The following is a 26,670-nucleotide window of genomic DNA, read 5'->3' on the forward strand; positions in this document are numbered from 1 at the left end:
ACTCACAATGGCAGTCATCTCCTTATCCTCGGCGCAATTGGCGTTCGGTCACGTCGCGCTTCTCGACCATGCGGAATTTTCCCTGGAAACGGGCGAGCGGGTCGGTTTGATCGGGCGCAACGGCACCGGCAAATCGTCCTTGTTGAAAATCATTTCGGGCCGCTTCAAGCTCGACGACGGCCTGCTGGTGATGCAGCAGGGCTTGAAAATCGCCTACGTGGAACAGGAACCCGTGTTCGACCCGGACATGACCGTGTTCGATGCCGTCGCCTCCGGCATGGGCGATTTGCAGGACTTGCTCAAGGAATACGACGCCCTGACGGGCCAGTTCGGCCAGGGCGATGACGAGGCCCTGATGGAGCGCATGCATGACATCCAGGTCAAGCTCGACGCGGCCGACGCGTGGAGCCTGCCCAACAAGGTGGAGACGACGCTGGGCCGGCTCAACCTGCCGGCCGACATGCTGATGAAGACGCTCTCGGGCGGCATGCAAAAGCGGGTGGCGCTGGCGCGCGCGCTGGTGTCGGCGCCGGACGTGCTGCTGCTCGACGAACCGACCAACCACCTCGACTTCACCTCCATCCTGTGGCTGGAAGGCTTGCTGCGCGACTACAAGGGCAGCGTGCTGTTCATCACCCACGACCGTTCCTTCCTCGACAACGTGGCCACCCGCATCATTGAGCTGGACCGGGGTCGCCTGCTGTCCTATCCGGGCAACTTCAGCGCCTACCAGGTACGCAAGGCCGAGCAGCTGGAAATCGAGGAAGTGGAGAACGCCAAGTTCGACAAGTTCCTGGCCCAGGAAGAAGTGTGGATACGCAAGGGTGTCAAGGCGCGCCGGGTGCGCGACGAGGGCCGGGTGCGCCGCCTGGAGGCGCTGCGCCAACAGCGCGCCGTGCGCCGTGAACAGCAGGGCCAGGTCAAGCTCGACGTGTCGTCCGGCGAACGGTCGGGCAAGATCGTGGCCGAACTGGAAAATATTTCCAAGACCTATGGCGAGAAGGTCATCATCGAGGACTTCAGCGCCACCATCCTGCGCGGCGACAAGGTGGGCCTGATCGGCGCCAACGGCGCCGGCAAGACCACGCTGCTCAAGATCATCCTGGGCGAGGAGACGGCCGACGCCGGCACCGTGCGCCTGGGCACCAAGCTGCAGGTGGCCTACTTCGACCAGATGCGGGCCCAGCTCAACGAGGAAGCGAGCTTGATGGAAACCATCGCCCCCGGCAGTGACTGGGTCGAGATCAACGGCCAGCGCAAGCACGTGATGAGCTATCTGGGCGACTTCCTGTTCGCGCCGGAACGGGCCCGTTCGCCCGTCAAGTCGCTGTCCGGCGGCGAACGCAACCGCCTGCTGCTGGCGCGCCTGTTCGCCAAGCCGGCCAACTGCCTGGTGCTGGACGAACCGACCAACGACCTCGACATCGACACCCTGGAGCTGCTCGAGGAATTGCTGGAGGAATACACGGGCACCGTGTTCCTCGTCAGCCACGACCGTACCTTCCTCGACAACGTGGTGACCCAGGTCGTGGTGGCCGAAGGGGCGGGCCGCTGGCGCGAATTCGTGGGCGGCTACACGGACTGGGAACGGGTGCGGGCCGTGGCCCCGGCCCCGGCCAAGGGCGCGCCCAAGGCCGAAGCGAAGGCCGCGCCGGCTGCGCCGGCGCCGCTGGCGGCGCTCGCCGCCAAGCCCCGCAAGCTCAGCTTCAAGGAGCAGCGCGAGCTCGATGAACTGCCCCAGCTGATCGCCAGCCTGGAAGATGAGCAGGCGGCGCTGGCGCAGCAGCTGTCGGACCCCGACTTCTACAAGAAGAACGCGGCCGAGGCGCGCCGCGTCAGCGCGCGCATGGACGCGATCGAGGCCCAGTTGCTGGCCGCACTGGAGCGCTGGGAGGCGATCGAGTCCGGCGCGGCCGGCTAAGGCGTCGCTGACGGTGCGCGCGGTGCTTCTTGTGCGGCGCAAAGTATTGTAATATGTGCATGCTTGGGGCCGCCGTCGCGGCCACCCGTGTTGTTGTTTCACCCCACACCGGATAGCGCATGCTCATGACCGCCGAACCGTCCCGTTTGATCCCGGCGCCGCGCGCGCGCGCCGCGCCGGCCGGAGCTGGCCATGTTTGAGCGGCGCCAGTGGCCGTGGGTGCTGCCATTCGCTGCCTACATGGCCTTCATCGCCGTGGCCGACGTGCTGGAGCGGGCGGGGGTGGACGGCGCCACATTGCGCTGGCTGTATCCGGTCAAGATCGCGGTGGTGGGCGCGCTGCTGTGGACGTTCCGGCGCCATTACACGGAGCTGCCGCGGCGCTGGCCGGGGCTGGCGGCGCTGGCGCTGTCGGCGCTGGCCGGCGTGCTCACGCTGTGGCTGTGGCTGCACCTGGACGCTGGCTGGATGCGGGTCGGCCAGTCGGCCGGCTTCGACCCGCGGCGCGATGGCCGCGTCGATTGGCTGCTGGCGGCGCTGCGCCTGGCGGGCGCGGCCCTGGTGGTGCCCGTGATGGAGGAGTTGTTCTGGCGTTCCTTCCTGTCGCGCTGGCTGATATCGAGCGATTTTCAAAACGTGAATCCGGCGCGCCTCAGTGCGCGCGCTTTTGTTGTCACTGTGGTATTGTTCGGCTTCGAGCACGAACTATGGCTCGCCGGCATCGTGGCCGGCGCCATTTACGGCTGGCTCTACATGCGCAGCCGCGACCTGTGGTCGCCCATCCTGGCCCACAGTGTGACGAACGGCCTGTTGGGCGTATGGATAATTTCCACTGGTAACTGGACTTACTGGTAATATAGAAAAATAGCTGATTGACATCTTAAAAGAAGACGCCATCCCATGTTGAGCTCCCTGACCATGCCCTCCCTTTTCCGTGCGCGCCCAGCCCCGCTGAGCCTGGCCACCCTGATCGGCGCCGCCCTGTGCGCGCCGGCGCAGGCCGCCATCAGCGACACCATCCACCCCTTCGTCTCGGTGGCCTACAGCTACGAGGACAACCTGCTGCGCCTGCCCGACGGCGTGCCCGGGCCGGACGGCAGCCGCTCCGACAGCCTGACCCAGGTGCAGGCCGGGCTGCTGTTCGAGCGGCCCATCGGGCGCCAGCTGTTGACGGCGCAGGCCAAGGTGTCGCGCGTCGCGTTCCGTCACTACGACCAGCTCAATTACAATGGCAAGGACTTCTCGGCCGAATGGCAGTGGTATGTGTTGCGCAATTTTTCCGGCCACCTGGGCGCCAGCTATGCCGAAGTGCTGACGCCGTTTACGGATTACCACAGCAGTGAACGCAATCTGCGCACCACGCGGCGCGTGTACGCCGATGGCAACTGGCGCTTGCATCCCAGCTGGCAGGTGCATGGCGGCGTCTCGCACACCCATTTCAGCTATGACCTGGCCAGCCAGCGTTTCCTCGACCGCGACGAGGATGCCGAGGATGTGGGCTTCGATTTCCTGGCCGCCAGTGGCAGCCGGTTCGGCATGCTGGCGCGCCACACCAGGGGCGATTATCCGAACAAGCAACCGTTCGGCTCGCTGCTCATCGATAACGGCTTCAGCCAGAACGAAGTCAAGGCCAATGTGTACTGGCGCGCCAACGGCGTGACCCAGGTGCAGGTGCTGGCCGGCTGGGCCAAGCGGGAGCACAATTTCTTCACCAACCACGACGCCAGCGGCGCCAATGGCCGGGTGACCGTGTTCTGGCAACCGCTGGGCCGGGTCAAGTTCACGCTGGCCGGCTGGCGCGAGTTCGCCGCCGTCGAGAGCACGCTCGTCAGCAGCAGCCTGAACAAGGGCACCAGCCTGGCCGCCAGCTACGACCTGGGCGCCAAGCTGCGGGCCGACGCTTCCGTGCGCCACGAGCGGCGCGATTTCAATACGATCAATTCCATCGTGCTGCCCGGTCCGGCGACCGATTCGGGCAACTACGCTACGGCCGGCCTGACCTACACGCCGCTGTCGAGCCTCCAGTTCAATTTGAGCCTGTTCCGCGAGACGCGCACCGGCAGCGCGTATGTGGGCACCGGCACCTATACTGCGAAAGGCGCGACGATCAGCGCGACGGGGCAGTTCTAAAGCATAACCATGACCGTCAACGATATACCCCTGATCTCTTTCTTTCAGCGCATACTCGACCCATTGATCATCATGGGGACGCTGTACCTGGTCTCCATGCTTTATGCCGAACCGTTCACCGGTTATTCGCTGGTGCTGATGGTGCTGGGGTTCTTCGTGTCTTCGTCGGTGTACCAGCACGTCGATCCCTACCGCACCTGGCGCAGCGGCCACATGCTGGCCTACTCGCGCGACATCGTGGTGGGCTGGCTGGTGACGGCGCTGATCCTGGTGTTTCTCGGTTCCGTCAGCGGGCTGGCCTATCACTACGATGAGACGGTGGTGCTGTCGTGGTTCATCGCCACCCCGTTCGTGTTGCTGGCCAGTCACCTGGCCGCGCGCGTGATCGGGTCCGATCCGGCCAAGGCCAGCGAAGTGCGTTCCGTGATCATCGTCGGTGCCAATGACGTGGGGCTGAAGTTTGCCGGCGCCATCGGGCGCCATCCCAATTTGTTCATGAGCGTGCTGGGCTTTTTCGATGACCGCACCGCGGACCGCTGGCCGGCCGACATGCGCCAGCCGATGCTGGGCCGCATGGCCGATATCGCGGCCTATGTGCGGGCCAACCACGTCAAGATGATCTTCATCAGCCAGCCCATCTCGGCCCAGCCGCGCATCCGCAAGCTGCTCGACGAGTTGCAGGACACGACGGCCTCGGTGTATTTCCTGCCCGACATCTACGTGTTCGACCTGATGCAGGCGCGCTTCGACAACGTGGGCGGCATGCCCGTGATCGCCATCTGCGAATCGCCCTTCACGGGCATCAACAGCCTCGTCAAGCGCAGCAGCGACATCGTGCTGGCGGCGCTGATCCAGTTGTTGCTGTTGCCGGTGATGGCGCTGATCGCGCTGGCCGTCAAGTGCAGCTCGCCGGGCCCGGTAATCTTCCGCCAGCGCCGCTATGGCCTGTATGGCGAGGAGATCATCGTCTACAAGTTCCGCTCGATGACGGTGGCCGAGGATGGCGCCCACGTGGTACAGGCGACCAAGAACGACCAGCGCGTCACGCGGGTGGGCGCGTTCCTGCGCCGCAGTTCGCTCGACGAGTTACCCCAGTTTATTAACGTGCTGCAAGGCCGGATGAGCATCGTGGGGCCGCGTCCGCACGCCGTGGCCCATAACGAGCAATACCGCAAGCTGATCAAGGGCTACATGCTGCGCCATAAGGCCAAGCCGGGGATCACGGGCTGGGCCCAGGTCAATGGCTTGCGCGGCGAGACGGAGACGCTGGACAAGATGGAGGCGCGCATCCGGTACGACCTCGACTATCTGCGCAACTGGTCGCTGTGGCTGGACTTGTGGATCATCGTGCGCACCGTGAAGGTGGTGCTGAGCCGCGATAATGCCCATTGAGGCGCGCGGCGCCGGCGCGGCAGGGCAGGGCGCGCACGATTGCATTTGTGCGTGACGAACTCGACGCGTTGCTATAAAATCCAGCTTATGAACTTTTATGCAAGGTTTCAATTCCATTGAATCGGCCCGCTTCCGCCCATCGTTGCCACCGCGCTTGCCGCCTTCGGTTTTTATCATATTGACCATTTCGACGCCCGGTTGCATACTTCCCCAGTGAAAACCCCTCCGACATGGCGCGCCTTGTCAGCGCGGTATGCGTGTGTGACTGTCCGGGCCCGCGGTAGGGCCGGACGGACGTGGCCGGCCCATCAATTCTCTGCGAAGGAAATACTTTGAATCAATTCAATCCCCAGTTCGGCGCCGCGCGCGGGCACAGCACGCCGCGCCGCCTGTTGTCGGCCACGCTGGCGCTGGCGCTTGCCGCCGGTCTGGCCGGCTGCGGCAACAAGGAAAAAAAGGCCGGGCAGGCGCTGGTCAGCGTGAACGGCGAGGAGATCACGGTGTTGCAGTTGAACGAGGAGTTGCAGCGTTCGGGCGTGCCGGCGGCGCAGCAGGAGATGGCGCGCAAGCAATTGCTGGACGCGCTGATCGACCGCCAGTTGCTGCAGAACGCGGCGGCCGAGGATAAGCTGGACCGCGACCCCAAAGTGGTGCAGGCGATCGAGCGGGCCAAGGCGCTGATCGTGGCGCAAGCCTATATGCAAAAGCGGGTCGGCAATCCGGCCCGGCCCGGCAAGGCCGAGGTGGAGGCTTATTTCAACGCCCATCCGGAATTTTTCAGCCACCGCAAGCTGTTGGAAATGCGTGAACTGGTGGTGGCCAGCGCCGACATGAACGATGCGCTCAAGAGCACCATGGACAGTGCCAAGTCGCTCGACGAGGTGGCCACCTGGCTCGACGGCCACAACGTCAAGTATGGCCGCACGCAGCTCACGCGCGCCAGCTCGGACCTGCCATCGGAACTGGTGGCCAAGTTGCTGGCGATGCCCAAAGGGCAGTTATTCGTCATCAAGGAAGGTGAGCGCAGCATGTTGATCACCATCAGCGAGATCAAGGACAGTCCCGTCACGCTGGAGGTGGCCGGACCGCAGATCGAGGAATTCCTGTTCAAGAAGAAGAACAAGGACGCGGCCGACGCCGAGCTGGCGCGCTTGCGGGCGGCGGCCAAGATCACCTACCTGACGCCGGCCGACAAGCCGGCCCCGGGCGCCGCTTCGGCGCCGGCCGCCTCGGCGCCGGCCGCCGCCTCGGCCACCACCGCCAACGAGCGCGGCGTGGCCGGTTTGAAGTGAGCCCGTGGGGCGCGCAACTGAAAAGATGACTTTGATGAGGATGAATATGAAACGACTGGCAAACTGGCTGGTGGCGCTGTTCCTGGGGCTGGCGATGGCGTACGCCGGCGCTGCCGACGTCACCTTGGGGGGCGGCGACGTGATCAAGATCTCCGTCTATGGCAGCCCCGATCTGGGACTGGAGACGCGGGTGGCCGATGACGGCACCATCACCTTCCCCCTGCTGGGCAATGTGGCCGTGGGGGGGCTGGCCGTCTCGGCGGCCGAGAAGAAGCTGGGCGGCCTGCTCGAGAGCGGCGGCTTCCTGCGCAAGGCGCAGGTCAACATCATCGTCACCGCCTTGCAGAGCCAGCAGGTGTCGGTGCTGGGGCAAGTCAACCGTCCCGGCCGCTATCCGCTCGAGAGCAAGCGCACCTTGCTCGACATGCTGGCCCTGGCCGGCGGGATGAGCGCCGACGGCGGCGACGAGATCAGCCTGATCCGCAAGCGCAATGGCAACGCCACCAAGCAAGCCATCGACATCGTCGAGATGGTGCGCAGCAGCGACTTGAGCAAGGACCTGGACCTGATGGCCGACGACGTGATCTACGTGGAACGGGCGCCGCGCTTCTACATCTATGGCGAAGTGCAGCGGCCCGGTACGTTCCGTCTCGAACGCTCGATGACGGTGCTGCAGGCGCTGGCCGTGGGCGGCGGGCTGACCCAGCGCGGCACCGAGCGCGGCATCCGCATCAAGCGGCGTGACGCGGCCGGCAAGCTGCAGATCATCGAGGCCAAGCACGACGACCTGTTGCGCCCCGACGACGTGGTCTACATCACGGAGAGCTGGTTCTGAGCCGGGCCGCGCGGTGGCGCGCGGCTGAACGCTTCCATTTTGTCATCCGCATTGAAAGATGAGTCATGAGTTTTTCACAATTTCTGCTGCTCCTCAGAGCGCGCCGCTGGATCTTCTTCACCACCATCGTGTTGACCGTGTCGGTCACGCTGGTGGTCAGTCTGCTGCTGCCCAAGACGTACAAGGCCACCAGTTCGCTGCTGCTCAACTATAAAGGCGTCGATCCGGTCACCGGCCTGACCATGCCCGGCCAGCTGCTGCCCGGCTATATGGCGACCCAGGTCGACATCATCACCAGCAAGAACGTGGCCTTGCGCGTGGTGGACCGGCTGCACCTGGCCGACAGCCCGGCCGTGGTGGCCCAGTTCCGGGAGGCTACCGATGGCAAGGGCACGGTGCGCGACTGGCTGGCCGAGCTGTTGTTGGCCAAGCTCGACATCGTGCCGGCCCGCGAGAGCAGCGTCGTCGACGTCAGTTTCAAGGGCAGCGACCCGGAGTTCGCGGCCGCCGTGGCCAACGCCTTCGCCGACGAGTACCAGAAGATCAGCATCCAGCTCAAGGTCGAGCCGATGAAGAAGGCGTCGCACTACTTCAACGAGCAGACCAAGCTGCTGCGCGATAACGTGGAAGTGGCCCAGAGCCGCCTGTCGAAATACCAGCAGGAAAACGGCATCGTCAGCGTCGACAACCGGCTCGACGTGGAGACCAACCGTCTCAACGACCTGTCGGCCCAGCTGGTGGCCGCGCAGGGCCAGCTGGCCGAGGCCAGCTCGCGCCGCCATATGGCCGAGACCGGTTCGTCCGAGTCGCCCGATGTGGCCTCCAGCCCGCTGATCCAGAACTTGAAGATCAACCTCGGCAACGCGGAGTCGAAATTCGCCGAAGTGTCGCAGCGGCTGCGCCCCAACCACCCGCAATACCAGAGCGCCAAGGCCGAGGTGGAGAAGCTGCGCGCCGACCTGGCCGAGCAGCTCAAGGTCACCTCCAACAGCGTCGGCAACAACGCCTCCATCCTGCAGCAGCGCGAGGGCTCGATCCGCGCCGCGCTGCAGGCGCAAAAGGAGAAGGTGCTGTCCCTGAACCGCGCGCGCGACGAGATGAATGTGCTGAGCAAGGACGTCGAGAGCGCCCAGCGCGCCTATGACGCGGCGGCCCAGCGTTTTTCGCAGACCAATATCGAAGGCCAGTCCGACCAGTCCGACATCTCCGTGCTGAATCCGGCCGTGGCGCCGATCAAGCCGTCGAGCCCGAAAATCGTGCTCAACGTCGTGTTGTCCTTGTTCCTGGGCACCATGCTGGGCCTGGGCTTTAGCGTGCTGGCCGAGATGCTCAACCGCCGCGTGCGTTCCGAAAGCGACCTGAGCGAGGTGCTGCATATCCCCGTGCTGGGCAGCGTCGACTGGACCGGTCCGGCCGCGCCCAAGCGCATCGGCCTGATGAACTCCCTCACCCTGCGCCGTTTGCGCATCAACTAAGCCATGGATACCAGTATGACCCAATCTGCACTGGCCGGCGCCGCGGCGCAGCCCCTGACCCGCGGTAGCGACTCGAGCATCGGCGGCCTGCTGCTGGCGTCGGGCAAGATCACGCCGGAGAACGCCGAGCGCGTGTTGCGCATGCAAAAGGAACTGGGGGTGCGCTTCGGCGAGGCGGCCCTGCGCCTGGGCCTGATCACCGAGGCCGATATCCAGCAAGTGCTGGCGCGCCAGTTCGACTATCCGTATCTGCAGGTCGGGCAGGGCAATTATTCGCCGCGCCTGCTGGCGGCCTATCAACCGTTCAGTCCCCAGGTCGAGGCGCTGCGCGCCGTGCGTAGCCAGCTGATGCTGCGCTGGTTTGCGCGCGGCAAGAAGTCGCTGGTGATCCTGGGCGCCAGCGCCGGGGATGGCGCCAGCCTGTTTACGGCCAACCTGGCCGTGGTGTTCTCGCAGCTGGGCGAGCAGACGCTGCTGGTCGATGGCAATTTGCGCCAGCCCAGCCAGCACGAGATCTTCGACCAGAAGACGCGCCAGGGCTTGTCGGACGTGCTGGCCGGGCGCGCCGACCTGGGCGCCATCAACAAGGTCGACGCCTTCATCGACCTGTCCGTGCTGACGGCCGGCACCTTGCCGCCCAACCCGCAGGAACTGTTGAGCCGCTCCTCGTTCGGCGACTTGAACGGGCAGCTGACGGCGCGCTATGACGTGGTGCTGTATGACGCGCCCGCGTTCGCCAGCGGCTCGGACGCGCTGGCCATCGCGGCCCGCACGGGCGGGGTGCTGCTGGTGAGCCGGCGCAACCATACGCGGCTGGCCGACCTGGCCGAGATGCAGCAGCGCCTGGCCCAGAGCGGGGTGGAGATCGTTGGCTCGGTGATGGTGGAGTTCTGATGAACAGTGTGGCCAAGCCGGTCGCCAGCGCGCGCGCGCCGCGCTGGAAGGCCTTGCTGCCCGAATGGCTGCCGCTGCTGGCCGGCTTCGTGGTGCTGTTCGGCCCCACCTTCTATGATCTGCTGCGCGGCATCTGGAGCACCGAGGAACAGGCCCATGGCCCCATCATCCTGGCCCTGTCCGTGTGGCTGGCCGTGCGCGGCTGGCCGCAAGTGCTGGCCGCGGCGCGCACCAGCGCCGGCGCCACCGGCTGCGGCTGGCTGTTGTTCGCGCTGGCCATGGCGCTGCATGTGCTCGGGCGAACCCAGCAGATCGTGTCGTTCGAGATCTGCGCGCTGATCGTGCTGCTGGCGGCCATCGTGCTGCTCAAATTCGGCTGGCCGGCCGCGCGCGTGCTGTGGTTCCCCTTCTTTTTCATGTTGTTCATGGTGCCCTTGCCCGGTACCGTGGTCAGCACGCTGACCTTGCCGATGAAGACGGCCGTGTCGTATGTGACGGAACACCTGCTGTTCCTGGCCGGCTACCCGATCGCCCGCACCGGCGTGATCCTGCAGATCGGCCAATACCAGTTGCTGGTGGCCGACGCCTGCGCCGGCCTGCAGACCCTGCTCACGCTCGAATCGCTGGGCCTGTTCTACCTCAACGTGGTGCGCCATACCTCGGCCTTCCGCAACATCGGCCTGGCCCTGTTGATCATCCCGATCTCGTTTTCCGCCAACGTGATCCGGGTGTGCGCGCTGACCCTGATCACCTATTATCTGGGCGACGCGGCCGGCCAGGGCTTCCTGCACGGTTTCGCCGGCATGGTGCTGTTCCTCAGTGCGCTGGTGTTGATCATCAGCATAGACACGCTGCTGCAATGGCTGGCGCCGCGCGCGTCGGCCGCGCTCCACGGAGGCCACCATGCGCATTGATAAGGCGATACTGAGCAGCGTCGTGCTGGGCCTGCTCATGGTGGCCACGGCCGCGGCCGGCAAGCTGCTGTTGCCCACCCATTATCTGGCCGACAGCCGTCCGGCTGGCAAGTTCGAACGGGTGGTGCCGGCCGTGTTCGGCGAATGGCGCGAGGAACAGGCGCTGTCGGCGGCCGTGATCAACCCCGGCGTGGAGCAGGCGCTCAAGGAGATCTACACCGAGACGCTGGCGCGCACCTATGTCAACCGGGCCGGCTACCGCATCATGCTGTCGGTGGCCTACGGCGCCAACCAGAGCGATGGCTTGCAAGTGCACTATCCCGAGATCTGCTATCCGGCCCAGGGTTTCGAGGTGACGGACAAGCAGCGCGGCACGCTGGCCACGCCGTGGGGCGCGATCCCCGTCAAGCGGCTGGAGACCAATTTGTCGGGCGAGCGCTACGAACCGGTCACCTACTGGACCACGGTGGGCGACACGGTGGCGATGGGCAACATCGACAAGAAGATGGCCGAGATGCGTTACCGCCTGCGCGGCCAGATCCCGGACGGCCTGCTGTTCCGGGTCTCGTCGATCGACACCGACGCCGCCGGTGCGTTCACGCACCACACGGCATTCGTCAACCAGTTGCTGGCGGCCTTGCCCGCCGACAGCCGGCGCCGGCTGGCCGGCCTGGCACGCTGACGGCGCGCGCGCCGCGCCGCCGGCGCGCGCCCCCCCCCCACCGCCATCGATGAATGGGAGAAATTGTTGAAATTGCAAGAAATGAAGAGCAAGGCGCTGCAGTGGTGGGCGCGCGTGCGCGAACCGTGGCGCTCGCTGTCCGATCTGGGCTGGTCGGCCCGTCGCCGGTTCCGCGCCGCGCGCCGTTCGCATGCCTACCAGGCCGCCTATGACCAGGCCGAGCCGCTGGTGACCGTGTGCGTGGCCACCTACAACCGCGGTGCCCTGCTGACCGAGCGCTGCCTCAAATCGCTGCTGGCCCAGGATTACCGCAAGCTGCAGATCGTGGTGGTGGGCGACTGCTGCACCGACGACACGGCGCAGCGGGTGGCCGCCCTCGGTGACCCGCGGATCGAGTTCGTCAACCTGGCGCAGCGGGGCGATTACCCGAGCGAGCCGCGGCGGCGCTGGATGGTGGCTGGCACGGCCGCCATCAACCACGCGCTGTCGCTGGCGCGCGGCGAGTTCATCACCCACCTCGACGACGACGACGAGCACGCGCCCGACCGCGTCAGCAAGCTGCTGGCCCTGATGCGTGCCAGCCGCGCCGACATCATCTGGCACCCGTTCGATTATGAGCGCGTGCCCGATGAATGGCATGTGAACGAGGCGCCCCGGTTCGCCGTCAACTTTGTCTCGACCTCGTCGGTGTTTTACCACCACTGGCTCAAGTCCATTCCGTGGGACATGCAGGCGTGGCGCTATGACGAGCCGGGCGACTGGAACCGCTTCCGCAAGATCCGCTTCCTGGGCGTGCGTGCCGTGCGCGCGCCGGAGCGCTTACTCAAACACTATCGCGAACGCAATCAGAAGCAGAGCTGACGATGGCCCGCAACCTCTCCTGGAATTGATCTCATGAGCAAAAAAATCTTTGTGACCGAACCGGCCATGCCGCCGCTGGACGAATTCCTGCCTTATCTGCAACAGATCTGGGACAGCAAGTGGCTCACCAACGGTGGCCAGTTCCACCAGCGGCTCGAGCGCGAGCTGGCCGACTACCTGGGCGTCCAGCACCTGGCCCTGTTTACCAACGCCACCATCGCGCTGGTGACGGCGCTGCAGGCGCTGCGCATTTCCGGCGAGGTGATCACGACGCCCTATTCGTTCGTGGCCACCGCCCATTCGCTGCTGTGGAACGGCATCAAGCCCGTGTTCGTCGACATCGATCCGCGCACCTTCAATCTCGATCCGCGCCGGATCGAGGCCGCCATCACGCCGCAGACCACGGCCATCTTCCCCGTGCACGTGTATGGCACGCCGTGCGACGTCGAGGAGATCGAGCGCATCGCCGACATCTATGGCTTGAAGGTGATCTACGACGCGGCCCACGCGTTCGGCGTGCGCCACAACGGCACCAGCGTGCTCAACTACGGCGACCTGTCGGTGCTCAGCTTCCATGCCACCAAGGTGTTCAACACCTTCGAGGGCGGCGCCATCATCTGTCCGGACGCCAAGACCAAGCAGCGGATCGACCACTTGAAGAACTTCGGCATCGCCGACGAGGTCACCGTCGTGGCGCCTGGCATCAACGGCAAGATGAACGAGGTGCAGGCCGCGTTCGGCCTGCTGCAGCTGCGCCATGTGGACGACGCGCTGGCGCGCCGCGCGCGCATCGCCGCCTGCTACCGCGAGCAACTGGCCGGCATCACCGGCATCACGGTGCCCACCGTGCCCCATCCCGAGCTGCAGAACAATTCCTATTTCCCCGTGTTCGTGGAGGCCGACTATCCGATGTCGCGCGACGCGCTGTACACGGCGCTGCAGGGCGAGGACATCATGACGCGCCGCTATTTCTATCCGCTCATCAGCGACTTCCCCATGTACCGGGGCTTGCCGTCGGCGCGCCTGGACAACCTGCCGGTGGCGCGCAAGGTGGCCGACCGCGTGCTGTGCCTGCCCATCTATCCGGACCTGGCGCTGCAGGACGTGGAGCGCATCTGCGCCATCGTGCGCCGCTGGTCGCACCGCTGAAGGGAGCACGCGCATGTCTTATCTGAACCCGGACGAGTTGGCGGCGCTGGGGCTGGCCCACGTGGGCCGCGGCGTGCAGATCTCGCGCCGGGCCTCGCTGTACAATCCGGGCGCCATCCGCATCGGCGACCATTGCCGGATCGACGATTTCTGCGTGCTGTCGGCCGGTGCCGGCGGCATCGAGATCGGCCGCAACGTGCATGTGGCCGTGTATAGCAGCCTGATCGGCAAGGGCAAGATCACGCTGGCCGATTTCGCCAACATCTCTTCGCGCGTGGCCATCTATTCGAGCAACGACGATTACAGCGGCGCCGTGATGACGGGGCCTACCGTGCCGCCGGCCTACACCAACATCACGGGCGGGCCGGTCATGGTGGGGCGCCATGTGATCATCGGGGCTGGCGCCGTGATCCTGCCGGACGTCACGCTGGGGCAGGGCGCCGTGGTGGGCGCGCTGTCGCTGGTGCGCGCCGATTGCGACAGCTTCGGCGTGTACGTGGGCACGCCCGCGCGCAAGGTCAAGGAACGGCGGCGCGACCTGCTGGCCGTGGAACAGGCTTACCTGCGCAGCCTGGCCGACGCCGGGCCGGACGCAGCATGACGCCTGGCGCGCAGGCTCCGTTGAACAACTTCAACGTGATCCGGCTGGTCGCTGCCTGGCTGGTGCTGTTCTCGCACAGCTACCACCTGGTGGGGCAGGGCGGGCGCGAACCGCTGATGGCGCTCACCGGCGGCAAGATGACGCTGGGCACGCTGGCCGTGGGCGTGTTCTTCGTCATCAGCGGCTACCTGATCACGGCCAGCGCCTACGCCCGTCCCGGCCTGCGCCCTTTCCTGGCCGCGCGCGTACGGCGCATCTTTCCCGCGCTGGCGCTGGTGGTGCTGCTGTGCGCGCTGGTGCTGGGACCGGTCATGACGACGCTGGCCGGCGCCGAGTACTTCGCCGCGCCGGCCGTGCTGACCTATGTGGCGCGCAACCTCACCCTGTGGCGTTTGCAGTATGAGCTGCCCGGCGTGTTCGCGGCCAACCCGTACGGGGCGGCGGTCAACGGTTCGCTGTGGACGCTGCCCATCGAGTTCGCGCTGTACCTGGCCATCGGTTGCGGCGTGGCGGCGTTGCGCCTGATCGGGCGCGCGCGCGACCTGGCGCTGCCGCTGGCGGCGTTGGGCCTGGCCTGCGTGGCCGGCTGGGCGCTGGTGCTGCATGGCACGCGCTCAGGGGCGGCCTTGCTGGTACCCTATTTCATGCTGGGGGCCGGCTATCGGCTGGCCCGGCGCTGGTTGCCGCTGCGCGGCGCGCTGGCCGCGCTGTTGCTGCTGGTGTGGGCCGTGGGCGCCTGGCGCGACGCCCCCTGGTTCCCGGTGGCGGCCTGCCTGGCCATCAGCTACGGCACGCTGTGGCTGGCCCTGCATCCCCGCTGGGTCGTGCCGCTCGACACGGCGCGCGTGGGCGATCTGTCGTACGGCATCTACCTGTTCGCGTTTCCCTGGCAGCAGACCTTGCTGGCCTTGCTGCCCCAGCGCGATCCGCTCGTGCTGTGCGCGCTGGCATCGCTGGCCACGCTGCCGTGCGCGTGGTTGAGCTGGCATCTGGTTGAACAACGTTTCGTGGCCATGCCGCGGGCCGAACGGGTGCCCGCCGTGCGGGCCGAGGGCGTGCGATGAGCGAGTTGCGGCGCATCGCCGCCATGAGCCTGGCGCGCGGCTATGGCGTGCTGCTGTCGCTGGGCACCTTGTTCGTGTCGGCGCGCCTGCTCGGTCCCGTGGGGCGCGGTGAATTCGCGGCCGCCATGGCCTGGGCCGCGCTGTTCGCCACCCTGTGCAACCTGAGCCTGGGCCAGGCCTTGCAGCACCGCCTGCAGAGCGCCGCCGTGCGGCCCACGCTGGCCGAACAACTGGGCACGCTGGGCGGCCTGGCGGCCATGTTGTCGGCGCTGGCGCTGGCGGCGGCCACCGTCCTGTATCTGCTGACGCATGGCGCGCTGTTCAAAGGCTTGCGCCCGTCGCTGCTGGTGATCGCCATGGCATCGGTGCCACTGCTGATCTGGGAGCAATACGCGTCCAATGTGCTGGCCGCGTCGGCCCAGACGGGCTTGCTCAACCGGGCCCAGTATTGGGGCCGCAGCGCCGGTTTCCTGCTGTTTTTCCTGCTGGTCATGGCGCTGGGCTGGGGCGTGGCGGGGGCGCTGCTGTCGCAGCTGTTCGGACAGCTGCTGGTGGCGGCCATGGTGGCCTGGTCGCTGTGGGGGCTGGCCGGCCGCTCGCTGCGCTGGGCCCGGCGCGAAGTGCGGCCGCTGCTGGGGGCTGGCACGGTGATCCACCTGACCACCGTGAGCGCCTTCCTGCTCGACCAGGTCAGCGTGCTGTTGATTAACAATTATCTGGGCAAGCAGGATGTCGGCTATTACCAGCTGGCCCAGCAGATGGTGGGCTTGCTGCTGATCGTGCCGCAAAGCGCGCTGATGATCATCTACGGCGGCCTGGCCAGCAGCGGACCGGACCAGTTCTGGCCGCGCCAGCGCCAGCTGGCCAAGCGGCTGCTGGCGGGCCTGGCCGGGTTGTCGTTGCTGGCCTGGGCGCTGGCGCCGACCATGATCGCGCTGGTGGCCGGCCCCGCCTTCGCCCCCAGCGCGGCCATGTTCCGCATGCTGCTGCCCACCGTGCTGGGCATCAGCCTGGCGCTGCTGATGACGCCGCAGTGGATCAGCCGCGGCTTGCTCAAGCTCAATACCTGGCTGACCATCGTCAGCAGTGCCGTGGTGGTCGCCTGCAGCGCGCTGGCCATTCCCCGCTATGGCGTCGATGGGGCTATCTATGTGCGCCTGGGCGTGTACGCGCTGTGGGTGCCGTGCGCGCAAGCGGTGTTTTGGTGGTGGTGCAACCGGCGCGGCCGGCTGGCCGGCGCCACGCGAATTGAACAAGGAGTGATGTGATGCATAATCAGTACCGTACCCCCCGGGGCAACCATTGGGTGATGGCCGGCTTGCTGGGACTGGGCATGCTGACGCTGTGCCTGCTGCTGGGCCTGATGGCGGCGGTGGTGCCGGTGGGCACCCTGGCCCGTTTGCTGGCCTTGCCCGGCGCCATCATGCTGGCGGTGGTGATGTGGATGTTGCCCAAGCGGCGCGCGGCGCCGGACGGCTTGCTGCAGCTGGCGCTGCTGTCGCTGGTGGTGTTAATCAACCTGTGGCCCGGTTATGTCGTCTACCGGGTCGGCGGCCTGCCCTCGGTCAACCCGACCAAACTGGCCTGGCTGGGCTTTTTGCTGCTGGCCGCCGCCAGCATCATGTTGTGCGAGGAACCGCTGGCGCGCCTGGCGCGCCGTTGCCGCGCGCACCCGTGGCTGATCGGCAGCGTGCTGTTCCTGATGGGCTGGCGCGTGATCAGCGCGGCCGCCGGCGATCAGCCTATCGGGCAAGTGCTGTCGCTGGGCTCGGAGATCATCACCTACTACGTGCTGTTCTTCGCGGCGCTGGCCGTGCTGCGCGACGAGCGCGACGTGCAGCGCCTGCTGGCCGTGCTGATGGCGGCCGCCATCGTGCAAGCCTTGCTGGCCTCGGCCGAATCGGTGGTCAAGCACACGCTGTTCGACCGTTTCGTGAGCGTCGGTTCCGAGGATTCGGCGGCCGTGCTGGACATGTTGCGCGAGAAATTCCGCGATGGCCACTACCGCGCGCAAGGCACGTTTGAACACCCGATGGTGCTGGCCGAGTTCATGGCCATGATCGCGCCGCTGGCGGCCATTCCTTTCCTCAGCCGCAAAACGGGGCTGTGGCGCTGGCTGTGCGTGGCCTTCCTGCCGTTCGCCTTTGCCGTCATCCTCAGTTCGCGCAGCCGGGTCGGCATCGCCGTGCTGCTCGCTGCCGTGCTGCTGACGGGCGCGCTGCTGTTGCTGCCGCGCGGCGCGCGCGCCCGCCACAGCGGCGCCAGCCTGTCGCTGGCCGTCTCCATCTTCCTGTTGCCGGTGCTGCTGGTGGCCGGCTATTTCGCCCTGCAGGAAGTGTCGCACCTGATCGCCGGGCGCAGCGCCGGCGAGGCCAGCAGCACCATGTCGCGCGTGCTGATGCTGCAGCGCGGCATACCGTTGATCCGCTCCAGCCCCTTCTTCGGCTATGGCAACGGCATGGGCGCCGTCAAGCTGGGCTTCTTCGACGGCGTGCGTTTTAACATCGACAACTACTGGCTGGGCGTGGCGCTCGACGCCGGCCTGCCCGGCCTGGCGGCGTTCGCCGCCGTGTTCGCGCTGGCCGCGCTGCTGGGGCTGAAGTACTACCGCCAGCGCGACGACACGGCCGGCCTGACGGCCGGCTTCATGGCCATCTCCATCGTCATCCTGCTCGGCTGCAAGACCGTGCTGTCGATCGCGTCCGGCTTCACGCTCGGTTACGTGCTGATTGCCGCCATCGTCGTGCTGGGCGAGACGCCGCTGGCGGCGCCGGCGCGCCCGGCCGGACCGGCCGGACCGGCCGGGCTGCCGGCGGAGCGGCGTCCATGAGCGCGCTGAACGTGGCCGCCGCGCCGGCGCCGCTGGTGTGGGTGGTACTGGTGAACTGGAATGGCTGGCGCGATGCCGTCGAATGCCTGGAGAGCGTCTATCGCCTCGACTATCCGCAATTGCGCGTGATCGTGTGCGACAACGCCTCCGCCGACGGCTCGGTCGAGGCCATCGCGGCCTGGGCCGATGGCAGCCGGCCCTACCAGCGGCCCGACGGCCCGCTGGCGTCGCTGACCTGGCCGCCGCTGCGCAAGCCGCTGCCGTATCACATCATCGACGATGCGGCCGGTTATGTGCCCGCGCCCGACGATCCGGCCCTGCTGCTGGTGCGTACCGGCGGCAATCTCGGTTTCGCCGGCGGCAACAACGTCGGCATCCGGATCGCGCTGGCCGATCCGCGCTGCCGTTTTGTCTGGTTGCTCAACAACGATACCGTGGTGCCGCCCGCCTGCCTGGCGCACATGGTGGCGCGCGCGGCCAGCGATCCGGCCATCGGCATCACCGGCTCGGTCAACTGCTTCTATGGCGAGCCCGAGCGCGTGCAAGCGCTGGGCGGCGGCTATTTCGCGCGCCACCGCGTCAAGTCCGGGCTGCACGCGTTCCGCCTGCACACCGACGAGGTGACGGCGGCCGTGCGGCGCGCGGCCGAACGCCGGCTCGACTGGATCAGCGGCGCCTCGATGCTGGTGTCGCGCGCCTTCCTCGAGCGGGTGGGGGAGATGGAGGAACGCTATTTCCTCTATTACGAGGAGATCGACTGGGCGCTGCGCGGCGAAGGCCTGTTCCGTAACGCGCTGGCGGCCGACGCGCGCGTCTACCACAAGGCCGGCAGCGCCACCGGCGAACATCAGGACAGCGAGTTCGCCATCTACACCATGTACAGTTCGCGCTTCAAGCTGTACCGCAAATTCATGCCGGCGTTGCTGCTGCTGTGCCATCTGCGCACGCTGCGCGATTGCCTGCTGGCCACGCTCAAGGGCCGGCGCACGGGCGCGCGCGCCATGTGGCGCGCCAGCCGCGACGCCCTATGGCCGCGCGCCCGGCGCGCGGCGCCACGATGAGGAACAGGCGTTCATGCCAATACACGACAGCGCCCCGGGAGCGGGCACCATTCTGATCACCATCATCGTCAAGGCGCTCAACGAGGAGCGCCACATCGGCGCCTGCCTGGCGTCGGCGCTGGCCGCACTGGACGGGCTGGGCGGCGAAGTGATCCTGGTCGACTCGCTGTCGGCCGACAACACGGTCGCCATCGCCGCCGGGCTGGGCGTGAAGGTGGTGCAATTTACGGCCGTGGCCGACCGCAATTGCGGCGCCGCGCTGCAACTGGGCTACCAGCACGCGCGCGGCCAGTTCGTCTATGTGCTCGATGGCGACATGACGCTCGAGCCGGGCTTCCTGCGCGCGGCGCTCGCTTATCTGCGCCAGCATCCCGACGTGGCCGGCGTGGGCGGACGCCTGATCGACCGCCAGCAGCGCACGCTGGCTGACCGCTTGCGCGCCGACTATTACGACCAGCTGCGGGCCGAACAGCAGGTGGCGTTGCTGGGCGGGGGCGGGCTGTACCGGCGCGACGCGATCGAGCGCGTCGCTTATCTGTCGAACCGCTGGTTGCCCGCGTTCGAGGAGGCCGAGCTGGGCGCGCGCCTGGGCGCGGCCGGCTACCGGCTGGTGCGCCTGCCGCAGCCGGCCGTCGGCCATAGCGGCCACAACGAAACGAGCGGCCAGATGTTGCGTCGCCTGTGGCGCAACGGCCGCATCGACGCCAGCGGTGCCTTCCTGCGGGCCGCCGTCGGCCACCCATGGCTGGGGCGGGCGCTGCGCGCGTGCTGGTTCGTGTTCGCCGCGCCGGCCGTGCACGCGGCGGCCTTGCTGCTGGCGCTGCTGGCCATGGCGGGCGGGGCGCCGTGGCCGGCCGCCGTGGCCGGCGCTTGGCTGGGGCTGTGGCTGGCCGTGGGCCTGGTGCTGGCCCGGCGCAAGCGCAGCGTGCGCGAGGGGGCGCTGGGGATACTGGCCTGGCATCTGTTTGCCGTGGGCGCCGTGCGCGGCTTTGTGCGTCCGCCCGGCGACCCGGGGCAGCGCATTTCCGACCGGATATTGTATGAAGGAAAATTCTCAAACGATAATATTATTTGATTTACTGGATGAAAATGTGAATTTTTGGCAGGTATTATTGTCGTTCGTTCAAAGTTATTCCGTTGTTTTATTCGCTGAGCGCAATTAATACTAATTTCTTACTGGACATTTTTTGGGGCTGCGATAAAATTCCCGTATGTGCCATTGGCGCCCGGCGCGGTGGCGATCAGGACGCGCAAGCGTGCGAGGCAGGCGCGCCGCCGGCAGTGACGGCAGTGGTGGCCACGCGTGGTTAACAATATATGGTTGCAACATATGGGTATTGCTGATCGATAGCGTTATCGAAAAACAAGCGTAAGATGAGGGCGGTGGCGCACGCGGGCCAGGCCTGTTCATCGTCCGTGCGCGTCAGCACCGCCCCCCCCCCTTCTGCATCGGCTGTGCCATTTGCATCTTTTCTAAGAGGTGAGTCATGAAATTCGGAACTGTTTCCCTGCTGCGTGGCCTGCTGGTGCTGGGCGCCGCGGCCACGCTGCCCAGTTACGGCGCGGATTGGTCCGTTTCGCCCCAGGCCTATGTGGTGCGTGCCATGCCCACCAGTGGCCAGGTCCAGGCTCAGAATCCACCTGCCTTCACGTGGCCGATGTATCCGGGCCTGACCAACACGGCCAGCTACGTGCTCGAGTTGACCTTGAACGGCACCACGCCGGTGGTGCAGACCTTCACCGTCAACCGCCTGTGGTTCCTGCCCGCGTCCACGCTGGCGCCGGGCAGCTATTCGTGGCGCGTGCGTCCGGCGGCCGTGGTCGACTGGAGTGCGTCGCGTTCCTTCGTCATCAATTCCACCTCGCAACCGTTCGTGGTGCCCGATAACACCACGCTCAAGAATTACATCGTCGCGCGCCCCCGTCCGCGCTCGCTGCCCGACGGCTTCCTGCCGCGCAGCGCCTGGACCACGCCCATGATCAACGACCGCGGCCAGGGCATGCTGGACTTGATCGGCGGGGTGCAAAAGCGCATGACCTCGGTGCCCACCTACACCGACGCCAACTGGCCGATCGACACCTCGATCCAGCCGCTGACCTCGGCCGGCGCTTCCCAGCTCAACGCCATCCGCTGGGCCATGCTGGACGTGACCCGGCAGCTCGAGGCGTCCGCGCTGCTGTGGGTGCTGACCAAGGATAGCCAGTTCCTGAACGAGGCCGTGCGCCGCGGCAATGAGCTGGCCGCCCTCAATCCGACGTATGATCCGACCCACGTCAAGTTGTCGCCCACCGCCTACGTCGAGGATGACCTGGACGACCGCATGATCGACCTGTCCCTGATGAAGGCCGTCGACCTCTTGGGCCCGGCGCTCGCGCCGGCCACCAAGGCCGTCTGGCTCGCCGCGGTCAAGGCGCGCACCACGGACATCTACAATGCCTTCAACACGCCCGACGGTGGCCTGGACGAATTCCCCTTCGATTCGCACGGCGCCGTGGCCCAGGGCTATCTGGCCGTGATCGCCACGCTGGCGCTGGGCGAGATTCCCGAGGCCAGCGCCTGGTTCGATTTCACCTTCCGCGCCTATGTCAATTCGACGTCGCCGTGGAGCGGCGCCGAGGGCGGTTTCGCCAACGGCACCTCGTATGGCCAGCATTCGGCGCTGGCGGCCTTGTCGCTGTGGCAGCCGATCATGTCCGCCACCGGCGTCAACATGTTCAAAAAGCCGTGGGCGCTCGGTTTCATGAAGTCGTTCATGCATTTCCAGCCGCCCGGCTCGCTGCGCCACACGTTCGGCGACGAACATGAGGCCGCCCCCGTGTACACCGAACTGAAGGGTTATGCTTCGCGCTTCGCCACCCCCGAGGCGGCCTGGTATGTGCGCAGCCTGCCCGGCACCGAGGATCCGCTGACGGTGCTGCAGGCGCCTTATCCGCTGCCGGTGGCATCGGTGACGACGGCCACGCCGCCGCCCAACAGCGCGCTGTACAGCAGCATCGGCTGGGCCGCGCTGCACAGCGATATCACCAATCCGCTGCGCACCTCGATCTACTTCAAGTCCAGCCAGTATGGTTCGTACAACCACAGCCACGCCGACCAGAACAGCCTGGTGCTCAACAGTGGCGGCCGCCTGTTGCTGATCGAGTCCGGCTACTATGACTGGTATGGCTCGCCCCTGTGGCACGACTGGTACCGCCAGACCAAGGCGCACAACGCCATCACCTACGATGGCGGTCTGGGCCAGCCGGTCGACACCTACAACGTGCAGCTGACCCGCAACGGCAAGATCACCGCGTTCGGCACCTCGTCCGCGCTCGATTATGTCGAGGGTGACGCGACGGCCGCCTACAATGGCGTGCTGAGCCTGGCCCGCCGCTCGCTGTGGTATCTGCGCGGCCAGGACGCCGTGGTGGTGCTCGACAAGCTGGCCGCGCCGGTGGCCCATGCCTTCGAGTGGAATATGCATACGCCGGTGCTGATGACGGCCGACGCCAGCAATGTGGTGAAGGTGCTCAATGTCGACCGCTCCGTCTGCATCCGGCCCGTGACCCAGGGGCTGACCTATGTCAAGCGCTCGGCGCCGGCGCCCAAGGCGGGCACGGTGGAAGACCATGCCGCCTACGTGCTGCCGCGGGCCACCACCGGCGAGTTCCTGATCGTGCTCGATGTGGGGTGCAAGAATCCGACCATCACGCTGAGCTCCACCCTGAGCGGGCGCACGCTGACCGTCGGTGGCGTGCCCGTCAACCTGCCGAAATAATGGGCGGGCCGCTGGCCCGCACGCAAAAAAACCCGGTGGCCGCGAGGCGCCGGGTTTTTTTTCGGCCACTGCCGTCCTCCGGTTACCAGTTGTAAGGCCGGTGCAGGCCGCTGGCGATGGCCAGCTTGCGCACGGCCGCCCTGGCCCGCAGATAGGCGAACTTGCCGGCCGTGTCGGCGCGCCGCCAGCCGCGGTAGCTCCACAACACGGGGCCGCCGCCCTTGCCAGCCTGGCCCATGCGGGCGAACCACGCGCGGTACTGGGCGTCGTCCATGCCGGCGAACGGGGTGCGCGCGCGCAGCCGCGCGTCGCTGGCCGCCGCGCCGCTGTCGCCGCGCACGATGCGGGCGCCGGCCACGTCGTAGTGCAGCCAGTGCGCCTGCGGCGTGTCGCCGCCCACCTCGAGCACCAGTTGTTCGCACACGGCCGCCGCGTGGTAATGGAGGCGGCGGCCACGGTATTGGGTCTGCGGCAGCAGCAGATTGCCCAGCGAATAGGCGATCAGTCCGCGGCCGTGCACTTCCAGTCCCTGTACCACGTGCGGGTGATGGCCGATCACCAGGTCGACGCCGGCGTCGATGGCCTGGCGCGCCCACTCGCGGTCGGCCGGCTGCGGATAGCTGGCCAGTTCGTAACCCCAGTGCAGATACGCCACCAGGGTCGCCTGCGGAAACTGGCGCCGCAGCTGGCCCAGCGCCGCCAGCGCGGCGGCCGGCGCGAACGGCAGCGCGTGGTCGTGGCCGGCTTCGCGCCGCGGTTCCGGCAGCGGCGAACAGGCGCCATACAGCACATAGTCGCGCCCGCCCAGCGTGAGCTGGCACCACGGCTGCGCGCGCGTGCCGAACACGGCGATCTGTTGCGCCGCCAGCGCGGCCTTGCTGCTGTCGAGCGCGCCCGGATAATCGGAAATGTGGTTGTTGGCCAGGCCGCAGGCGATCACCCGCAATTGTTCGAGCGGCGTGCGCACGGACGCGTGGCAATACAAATTGAATTTATAGGCGTTGTGCACGGCCAGCGCGCCGGCCTCGCCGTCGAGGATGCCGCCTTCCAGATTGGCCACCAGGCGCGCGGACGCGCACAGCTGGCGCAGCGCGTCGAAATCGATGCTGTCAGGGCCTGGCCATGCCAGGTCGCCCGCAAATAACAGGTTCATGCTGGTGCTTTCAGTAACTGCTGGTAGGCCCCTTGTAGGCGGCTGACGGCCTGCTCGGTCGAGAACAGGGTGGCCGCGCGCGCCCGTGCGGCCTGCGACAGGGCGGGCCAGGCGTCACTGCGCCACAGCGCCATGGCGGCCTCGGCGTATTGCGCCGGCGTCGCCTGCATGGGCAGCACGCGTCCCGTGTCGCCGATCACGGAGCGGTTAAAGCCGTTGTCGCTGGCCAGCGGCACGCAGCCCATGGCCATCGCTTCGGTGAGCGCGTTCGAGTGCCCCTCGCCGCTGTGGCGGGTGGGGAACAGGAACACATGGGCCTTGCCCAGTTCGCCGAGCACCTGGGCCGGGGTGAGCGAGCCCAGCCATTGGACCGGACTGCGCGGATAATCGGCCTGCAGCCGGGCCAGCAAGCGCGGCTCGGCGGGGCCGGCCACCACCAGCTCGCAGCGCTGGCCTTGCTCTTGCAGCCGTTGCGCCGTCTCGAGCGCCGTGGCCACGCCTTTTTCCAGGTTGACCCGGCCCACGTAGATCAGGCGCAGCACGCCGTCGGCCGCCGCCGTGCGCGCCGGGATGTCCGTCATCTTGATATGGTTGGGCAGATAGAAGGCCGGGCGTCCCGTCACCTGTTGCACGAACGGCGCATAGTCCATGCCCTCGATCATGACCTGGTCGGCGCTGCGCAGCAGCAGGCGGAACAGCAGGCGGTACACGGGGCCGAGCCGGGCGTAGTGCAGGTGCATGGAGCCGGCGCGGACGTCGTAGACGGTGCGCCAGCCGCGCCGGCGCGCGCGCAGCAGCAACAGCAGCTCGGCCGGCACGAATTGCTTGTACAGGCCCGTCAAATGAAACACCTGGCCGGCGCCGCGGCCGATCTGGCGCCGCAGCGCCAGGAAGCCGCCCACATAGCCGCGCAGCTTGGCCAGCTTGCCGCCGTCCGGTTGCGGGTAAGGCAATTCCCGCACCTGGGCGCCTTGTGCGCGCAGCGCGTCGATGGTGCGCCGGTTGCATGCCTCGTAGCCGCCGGCGGGCGCCGCGGCCGGACCCGCGATGGGGCCGCAGAACAGGATGTTCATGGGCGCTCCGCCGGCGTGCCGCCCAGCGCCGCCGCGCCTGGCCATTCCTGGCTCACCCACTTGAACTTGCCGCTGGCCTGCAGCGCGATGTGATCGACCAGTTGTACGCTGACGTCGACCCGTGTGCTGACATAGTGGTGGAAATTGTCGCACAGGCCGCGCGAGTGGGCCTCGGTGTAGCCGGCGTCGGGCACCACCCGTATCAGCCATCGTCCGGGCCCCGTCTGCGCCACCTGGGTCTGGCGGATATGGGCGGCCGACTTGAGCGCGAAGGTGATGATGCTGGCGCTCACGGGATTGCCGTCGCGGTCGTACAACTGGTCCTCGACCTTGCCCGAGGCCAGTTCGATGCGCGGGTAATGGCGCCCGCACGGGCAGGCGCCGGGCAGCCAGCGGGCGCGGTCGTTGATGCGGTAGCGCAGCAGCGGCATCACGTGGTTGTGCAGCGTGGTGCCGACCACGAAGCCGAAATCGGTGGTGGGTTGGTCCCGTTCATCGACGATCTCGACCCAGGAATACTCGGGGTGCAGATGATAGAAGCCGTGCTCGCACTGGCCGGCGAACGCGATCCGTTCGGCCATGCCATAAAAATCGAACAGCCGGCAGCCGAAGCTGGCCTCGATCTGCTCGCGCTGGAACGGGAACACCGGCTCCGAGCCGCACACGACGGCCTGCAGGCGCGGCGCCTGGCCTTGCGCCTGCGCCTGGCGCGCCAGCACATAGGCGGCCGACGGATAGGCGCGCAGCATGCCGGCCCCGCTGGCGGCCAGCTGGGCCAGCATGGCCGGCGCCGTCTCGGCGGCCAGGTGGCGCGTCGACAGGAACAGTTGTTTGCCGTACCGGTCCCACAGCCAGTAGGGCGGCTGGCGCCGCGTGATCTCGGTCACCTGGTCGCCGCGCAGCACGGCCTGCGGCTGGCCGGGGCGGTAGCCGGCCCAGTGCCAGTATTGCAGGTGGAACGCCTCTTCCCAGATGATGGACGACAGGCTGCGGAACACTTCCAGCGGGGTGCCCGAGGTGCCGCTGGTCATGCCTGGCGGCCACCATGGGCGGCGCACGCCCTGGTGCGGATAATAGCGCTGGCGTCCGGCCAGCAAGTCGGTCTTGCTGATCACCTGGCAATGCTGGCGCAACCACTGGCGCGCGTCGCCATCGGGCGCCAGCGCCGGCAGCGCCGCGTAGGCGGGCAAACGGGCGCGCGCGGCGGCGATGGTGGCGTGCAGCAGCGTGTGCTGGCGCGCCTCCAGTGCGGCCGCGGGCAGCCGTTCGCGCGCGATCAACGCCTGGGCCCGGGCCCGGGCGAACGGGTTGCGGCGGATCAGATGGCGGCTGAGGAAGGACAGATGCTTCGCTGCGGGAAAAGCCATACCTGTGGTTCTCGATTCACTAACGGGAAAGGGGGCGCGCGAGCGCCGCCGCGGCCGGAGCCGGCGCGGCGAATACTTGTCTGATTTGAAATTTCTCGTGCGTTCGCACTATAGCGTTTTCTGCGCCCGCGCGCAATCGTGCGCGCGGCGCGGCGCGCGCCCCTTCGCAGGCGCGCCCAGATGCGTTATGATGTCGAAATTGCACGTTTGTTAATTGT

22 protein-coding genes are annotated in these 26,670 nt (G+C 67.1%); 19 read left to right on the top strand and 3 right to left on the bottom strand.

Annotated elements, in window-relative coordinates:
* Positions 1 to 7 precede the first annotated feature (7 nt).
* The 19 genes from AC3WOS_RS23290 to AC3WOS_RS23380 all read left to right on the top strand — a co-directional run bounded on the left by AC3WOS_RS23290 (position 8) and on the right by AC3WOS_RS23380 (position 22,859).
* Positions 8 to 1,921, top strand: coding sequence for an ATP-binding cassette domain-containing protein (locus AC3WOS_RS23290; RefSeq protein WP_492718984.1), 1,914 nt, complete (start codon positions 8 to 10; stop codon positions 1,919 to 1,921).
* 192 nt (positions 1,922 to 2,113) lie between these two features.
* Positions 2,114 to 2,776 (top strand): CAAX prenyl protease-related protein, encoded by a 663-nt coding sequence (locus AC3WOS_RS23295; RefSeq protein ID WP_492718986.1) that lies wholly within the window; start codon positions 2,114 to 2,116, stop codon positions 2,774 to 2,776.
* A gap of 45 nt (positions 2,777 to 2,821) precedes the next feature.
* Positions 2,822 to 4,051 carry an XrtB/PEP-CTERM-associated polysaccharide biosynthesis outer membrane protein EpsL gene (epsL, locus tag AC3WOS_RS23300; protein ID WP_492718988.1) on the top strand — a complete coding sequence of 410 codons (1,230 nt, stop codon included), beginning with the start codon at positions 2,822 to 2,824 and terminating at the stop codon, positions 4,049 to 4,051.
* 9 nt (positions 4,052 to 4,060) lie between these two features.
* A complete protein-coding gene (locus AC3WOS_RS23305; RefSeq protein WP_492718990.1) occupies positions 4,061 to 5,443 on the top strand; it encodes an undecaprenyl-phosphate glucose phosphotransferase in 1,383 nt (460 codons plus the stop codon).
* 332 nt (positions 5,444 to 5,775) lie between these two features.
* Complete coding sequence (locus tag AC3WOS_RS23310; protein ID WP_492718992.1) at positions 5,776 to 6,735, top strand: EpsD family peptidyl-prolyl cis-trans isomerase; 960 nt, start codon at positions 5,776 to 5,778, stop codon at positions 6,733 to 6,735.
* Between the two features lie 46 nt (positions 6,736 to 6,781).
* A complete protein-coding gene (epsE, locus tag AC3WOS_RS23315; protein ID WP_492718994.1) occupies positions 6,782 to 7,570 on the top strand; it encodes a polysaccharide export protein EpsE in 789 nt (262 codons plus the stop codon).
* A gap of 65 nt (positions 7,571 to 7,635) precedes the next feature.
* Positions 7,636 to 9,045 (top strand): chain length determinant protein EpsF, encoded by a 1,410-nt coding sequence (epsF, locus tag AC3WOS_RS23320; protein WP_492718996.1) that lies wholly within the window; start codon positions 7,636 to 7,638, stop codon positions 9,043 to 9,045.
* 15 nt (positions 9,046 to 9,060) lie between these two features.
* Positions 9,061 to 9,939 carry a chain length determinant protein tyrosine kinase EpsG gene (gene epsG, locus AC3WOS_RS23325; RefSeq protein WP_492718998.1) on the top strand — a complete coding sequence of 293 codons (879 nt, stop codon included), beginning with the start codon at positions 9,061 to 9,063 and terminating at the stop codon, positions 9,937 to 9,939.
* Entirely contained in the window at positions 9,939 to 10,853 is a 915-nt protein-coding gene (gene xrtB / locus AC3WOS_RS23330; protein WP_492719001.1) for an exosortase B, read from the top strand. Before epsG ends, xrtB begins: the two co-directional genes overlap by 1 nt.
* The gene (gene epsI, locus AC3WOS_RS23335) at positions 10,843 to 11,535 is read left to right on the top strand and encodes an exosortase-associated protein EpsI, B-type (protein WP_492719003.1); all 693 of its coding nucleotides are present in this window, start codon (positions 10,843 to 10,845) and stop codon (positions 11,533 to 11,535) included. The genes xrtB and epsI overlap by 11 nt, the downstream gene beginning before the upstream one ends.
* A 66-nt stretch (positions 11,536 to 11,601) precedes the next feature.
* On the top strand, positions 11,602 to 12,396 hold the full coding sequence (locus tag AC3WOS_RS23340) for a glycosyltransferase family 2 protein (RefSeq protein ID WP_492719005.1): 795 nt from the start codon (positions 11,602 to 11,604) through the stop codon (positions 12,394 to 12,396).
* A 33-nt stretch (positions 12,397 to 12,429) separates the two neighbouring features.
* Positions 12,430 to 13,545 (top strand): DegT/DnrJ/EryC1/StrS family aminotransferase, encoded by a 1,116-nt coding sequence (locus tag AC3WOS_RS23345; RefSeq protein ID WP_492719006.1) that lies wholly within the window; start codon positions 12,430 to 12,432, stop codon positions 13,543 to 13,545.
* A gap of 13 nt (positions 13,546 to 13,558) precedes the next feature.
* On the top strand, positions 13,559 to 14,146 hold the full coding sequence (locus AC3WOS_RS23350) for an acyltransferase (RefSeq protein WP_492719008.1): 588 nt from the start codon (positions 13,559 to 13,561) through the stop codon (positions 14,144 to 14,146).
* On the top strand, positions 14,143 to 15,210 hold the full coding sequence (locus tag AC3WOS_RS23355) for an acyltransferase family protein (RefSeq protein ID WP_492719010.1): 1,068 nt from the start codon (positions 14,143 to 14,145) through the stop codon (positions 15,208 to 15,210). Before AC3WOS_RS23350 ends, AC3WOS_RS23355 begins: the two co-directional genes overlap by 4 nt.
* The gene (locus AC3WOS_RS23360; RefSeq protein ID WP_492719012.1) at positions 15,207 to 16,478 is read left to right on the top strand and encodes a lipopolysaccharide biosynthesis protein; all 1,272 of its coding nucleotides are present in this window, start codon (positions 15,207 to 15,209) and stop codon (positions 16,476 to 16,478) included. The genes AC3WOS_RS23355 and AC3WOS_RS23360 overlap by 4 nt, the downstream gene beginning before the upstream one ends.
* On the top strand, positions 16,478 to 18,040 hold the full coding sequence (locus AC3WOS_RS23365) for an O-antigen ligase family protein (RefSeq protein WP_492719014.1): 1,563 nt from the start codon (positions 16,478 to 16,480) through the stop codon (positions 18,038 to 18,040). The genes AC3WOS_RS23360 and AC3WOS_RS23365 overlap by 1 nt, the downstream gene beginning before the upstream one ends.
* The gene (locus AC3WOS_RS23370; protein ID WP_492719015.1) at positions 18,037 to 19,101 is read left to right on the top strand and encodes a glycosyltransferase family 2 protein; all 1,065 of its coding nucleotides are present in this window, start codon (positions 18,037 to 18,039) and stop codon (positions 19,099 to 19,101) included. The genes AC3WOS_RS23365 and AC3WOS_RS23370 overlap by 4 nt, the downstream gene beginning before the upstream one ends.
* A 13-nt stretch (positions 19,102 to 19,114) precedes the next feature.
* The gene (locus AC3WOS_RS23375; RefSeq protein ID WP_492719017.1) at positions 19,115 to 20,176 is read left to right on the top strand and encodes a glycosyltransferase family 2 protein; all 1,062 of its coding nucleotides are present in this window, start codon (positions 19,115 to 19,117) and stop codon (positions 20,174 to 20,176) included.
* 412 nt (positions 20,177 to 20,588) lie between these two features.
* Positions 20,589 to 22,859 (top strand): heparinase II/III domain-containing protein, encoded by a 2,271-nt coding sequence (locus AC3WOS_RS23380; RefSeq protein ID WP_492719019.1) that lies wholly within the window; start codon positions 20,589 to 20,591, stop codon positions 22,857 to 22,859.
* 82 nt (positions 22,860 to 22,941) lie between these two features.
* Here the strand turns inward: AC3WOS_RS23380 and AC3WOS_RS23385 are convergent, their stop codons facing one another.
* Genes AC3WOS_RS23385 through AC3WOS_RS23395 form a run of 3 tightly spaced genes read right to left on the bottom strand, consistent with a single transcriptional unit; the run spans position 22,942 to position 26,452 of the window.
* Positions 22,942 to 24,012: a CapA family protein gene (locus AC3WOS_RS23385; protein ID WP_492719020.1), complete on the bottom strand. Its 1,071-nt coding sequence runs from the start codon at positions 24,010 to 24,012 to the stop codon at positions 22,942 to 22,944.
* Entirely contained in the window at positions 24,009 to 25,085 is a 1,077-nt protein-coding gene (locus tag AC3WOS_RS23390) for a glycosyltransferase family 4 protein (RefSeq protein WP_492719022.1), read from the bottom strand. Before AC3WOS_RS23390 ends, AC3WOS_RS23385 begins: the two co-directional genes overlap by 4 nt.
* Positions 25,082 to 26,452, bottom strand: a complete 1,371-nt coding sequence (locus AC3WOS_RS23395) for a phenylacetate--CoA ligase family protein (protein WP_492719023.1) — start codon at positions 26,450 to 26,452, stop codon at positions 25,082 to 25,084. The genes AC3WOS_RS23390 and AC3WOS_RS23395 overlap by 4 nt, the downstream gene beginning before the upstream one ends.
* Positions 26,453 to 26,670 lie beyond the last annotated feature (218 nt).

The sequence above is a fragment of the Rugamonas sp. FW305-51 genome, assembly GCF_058786935.1.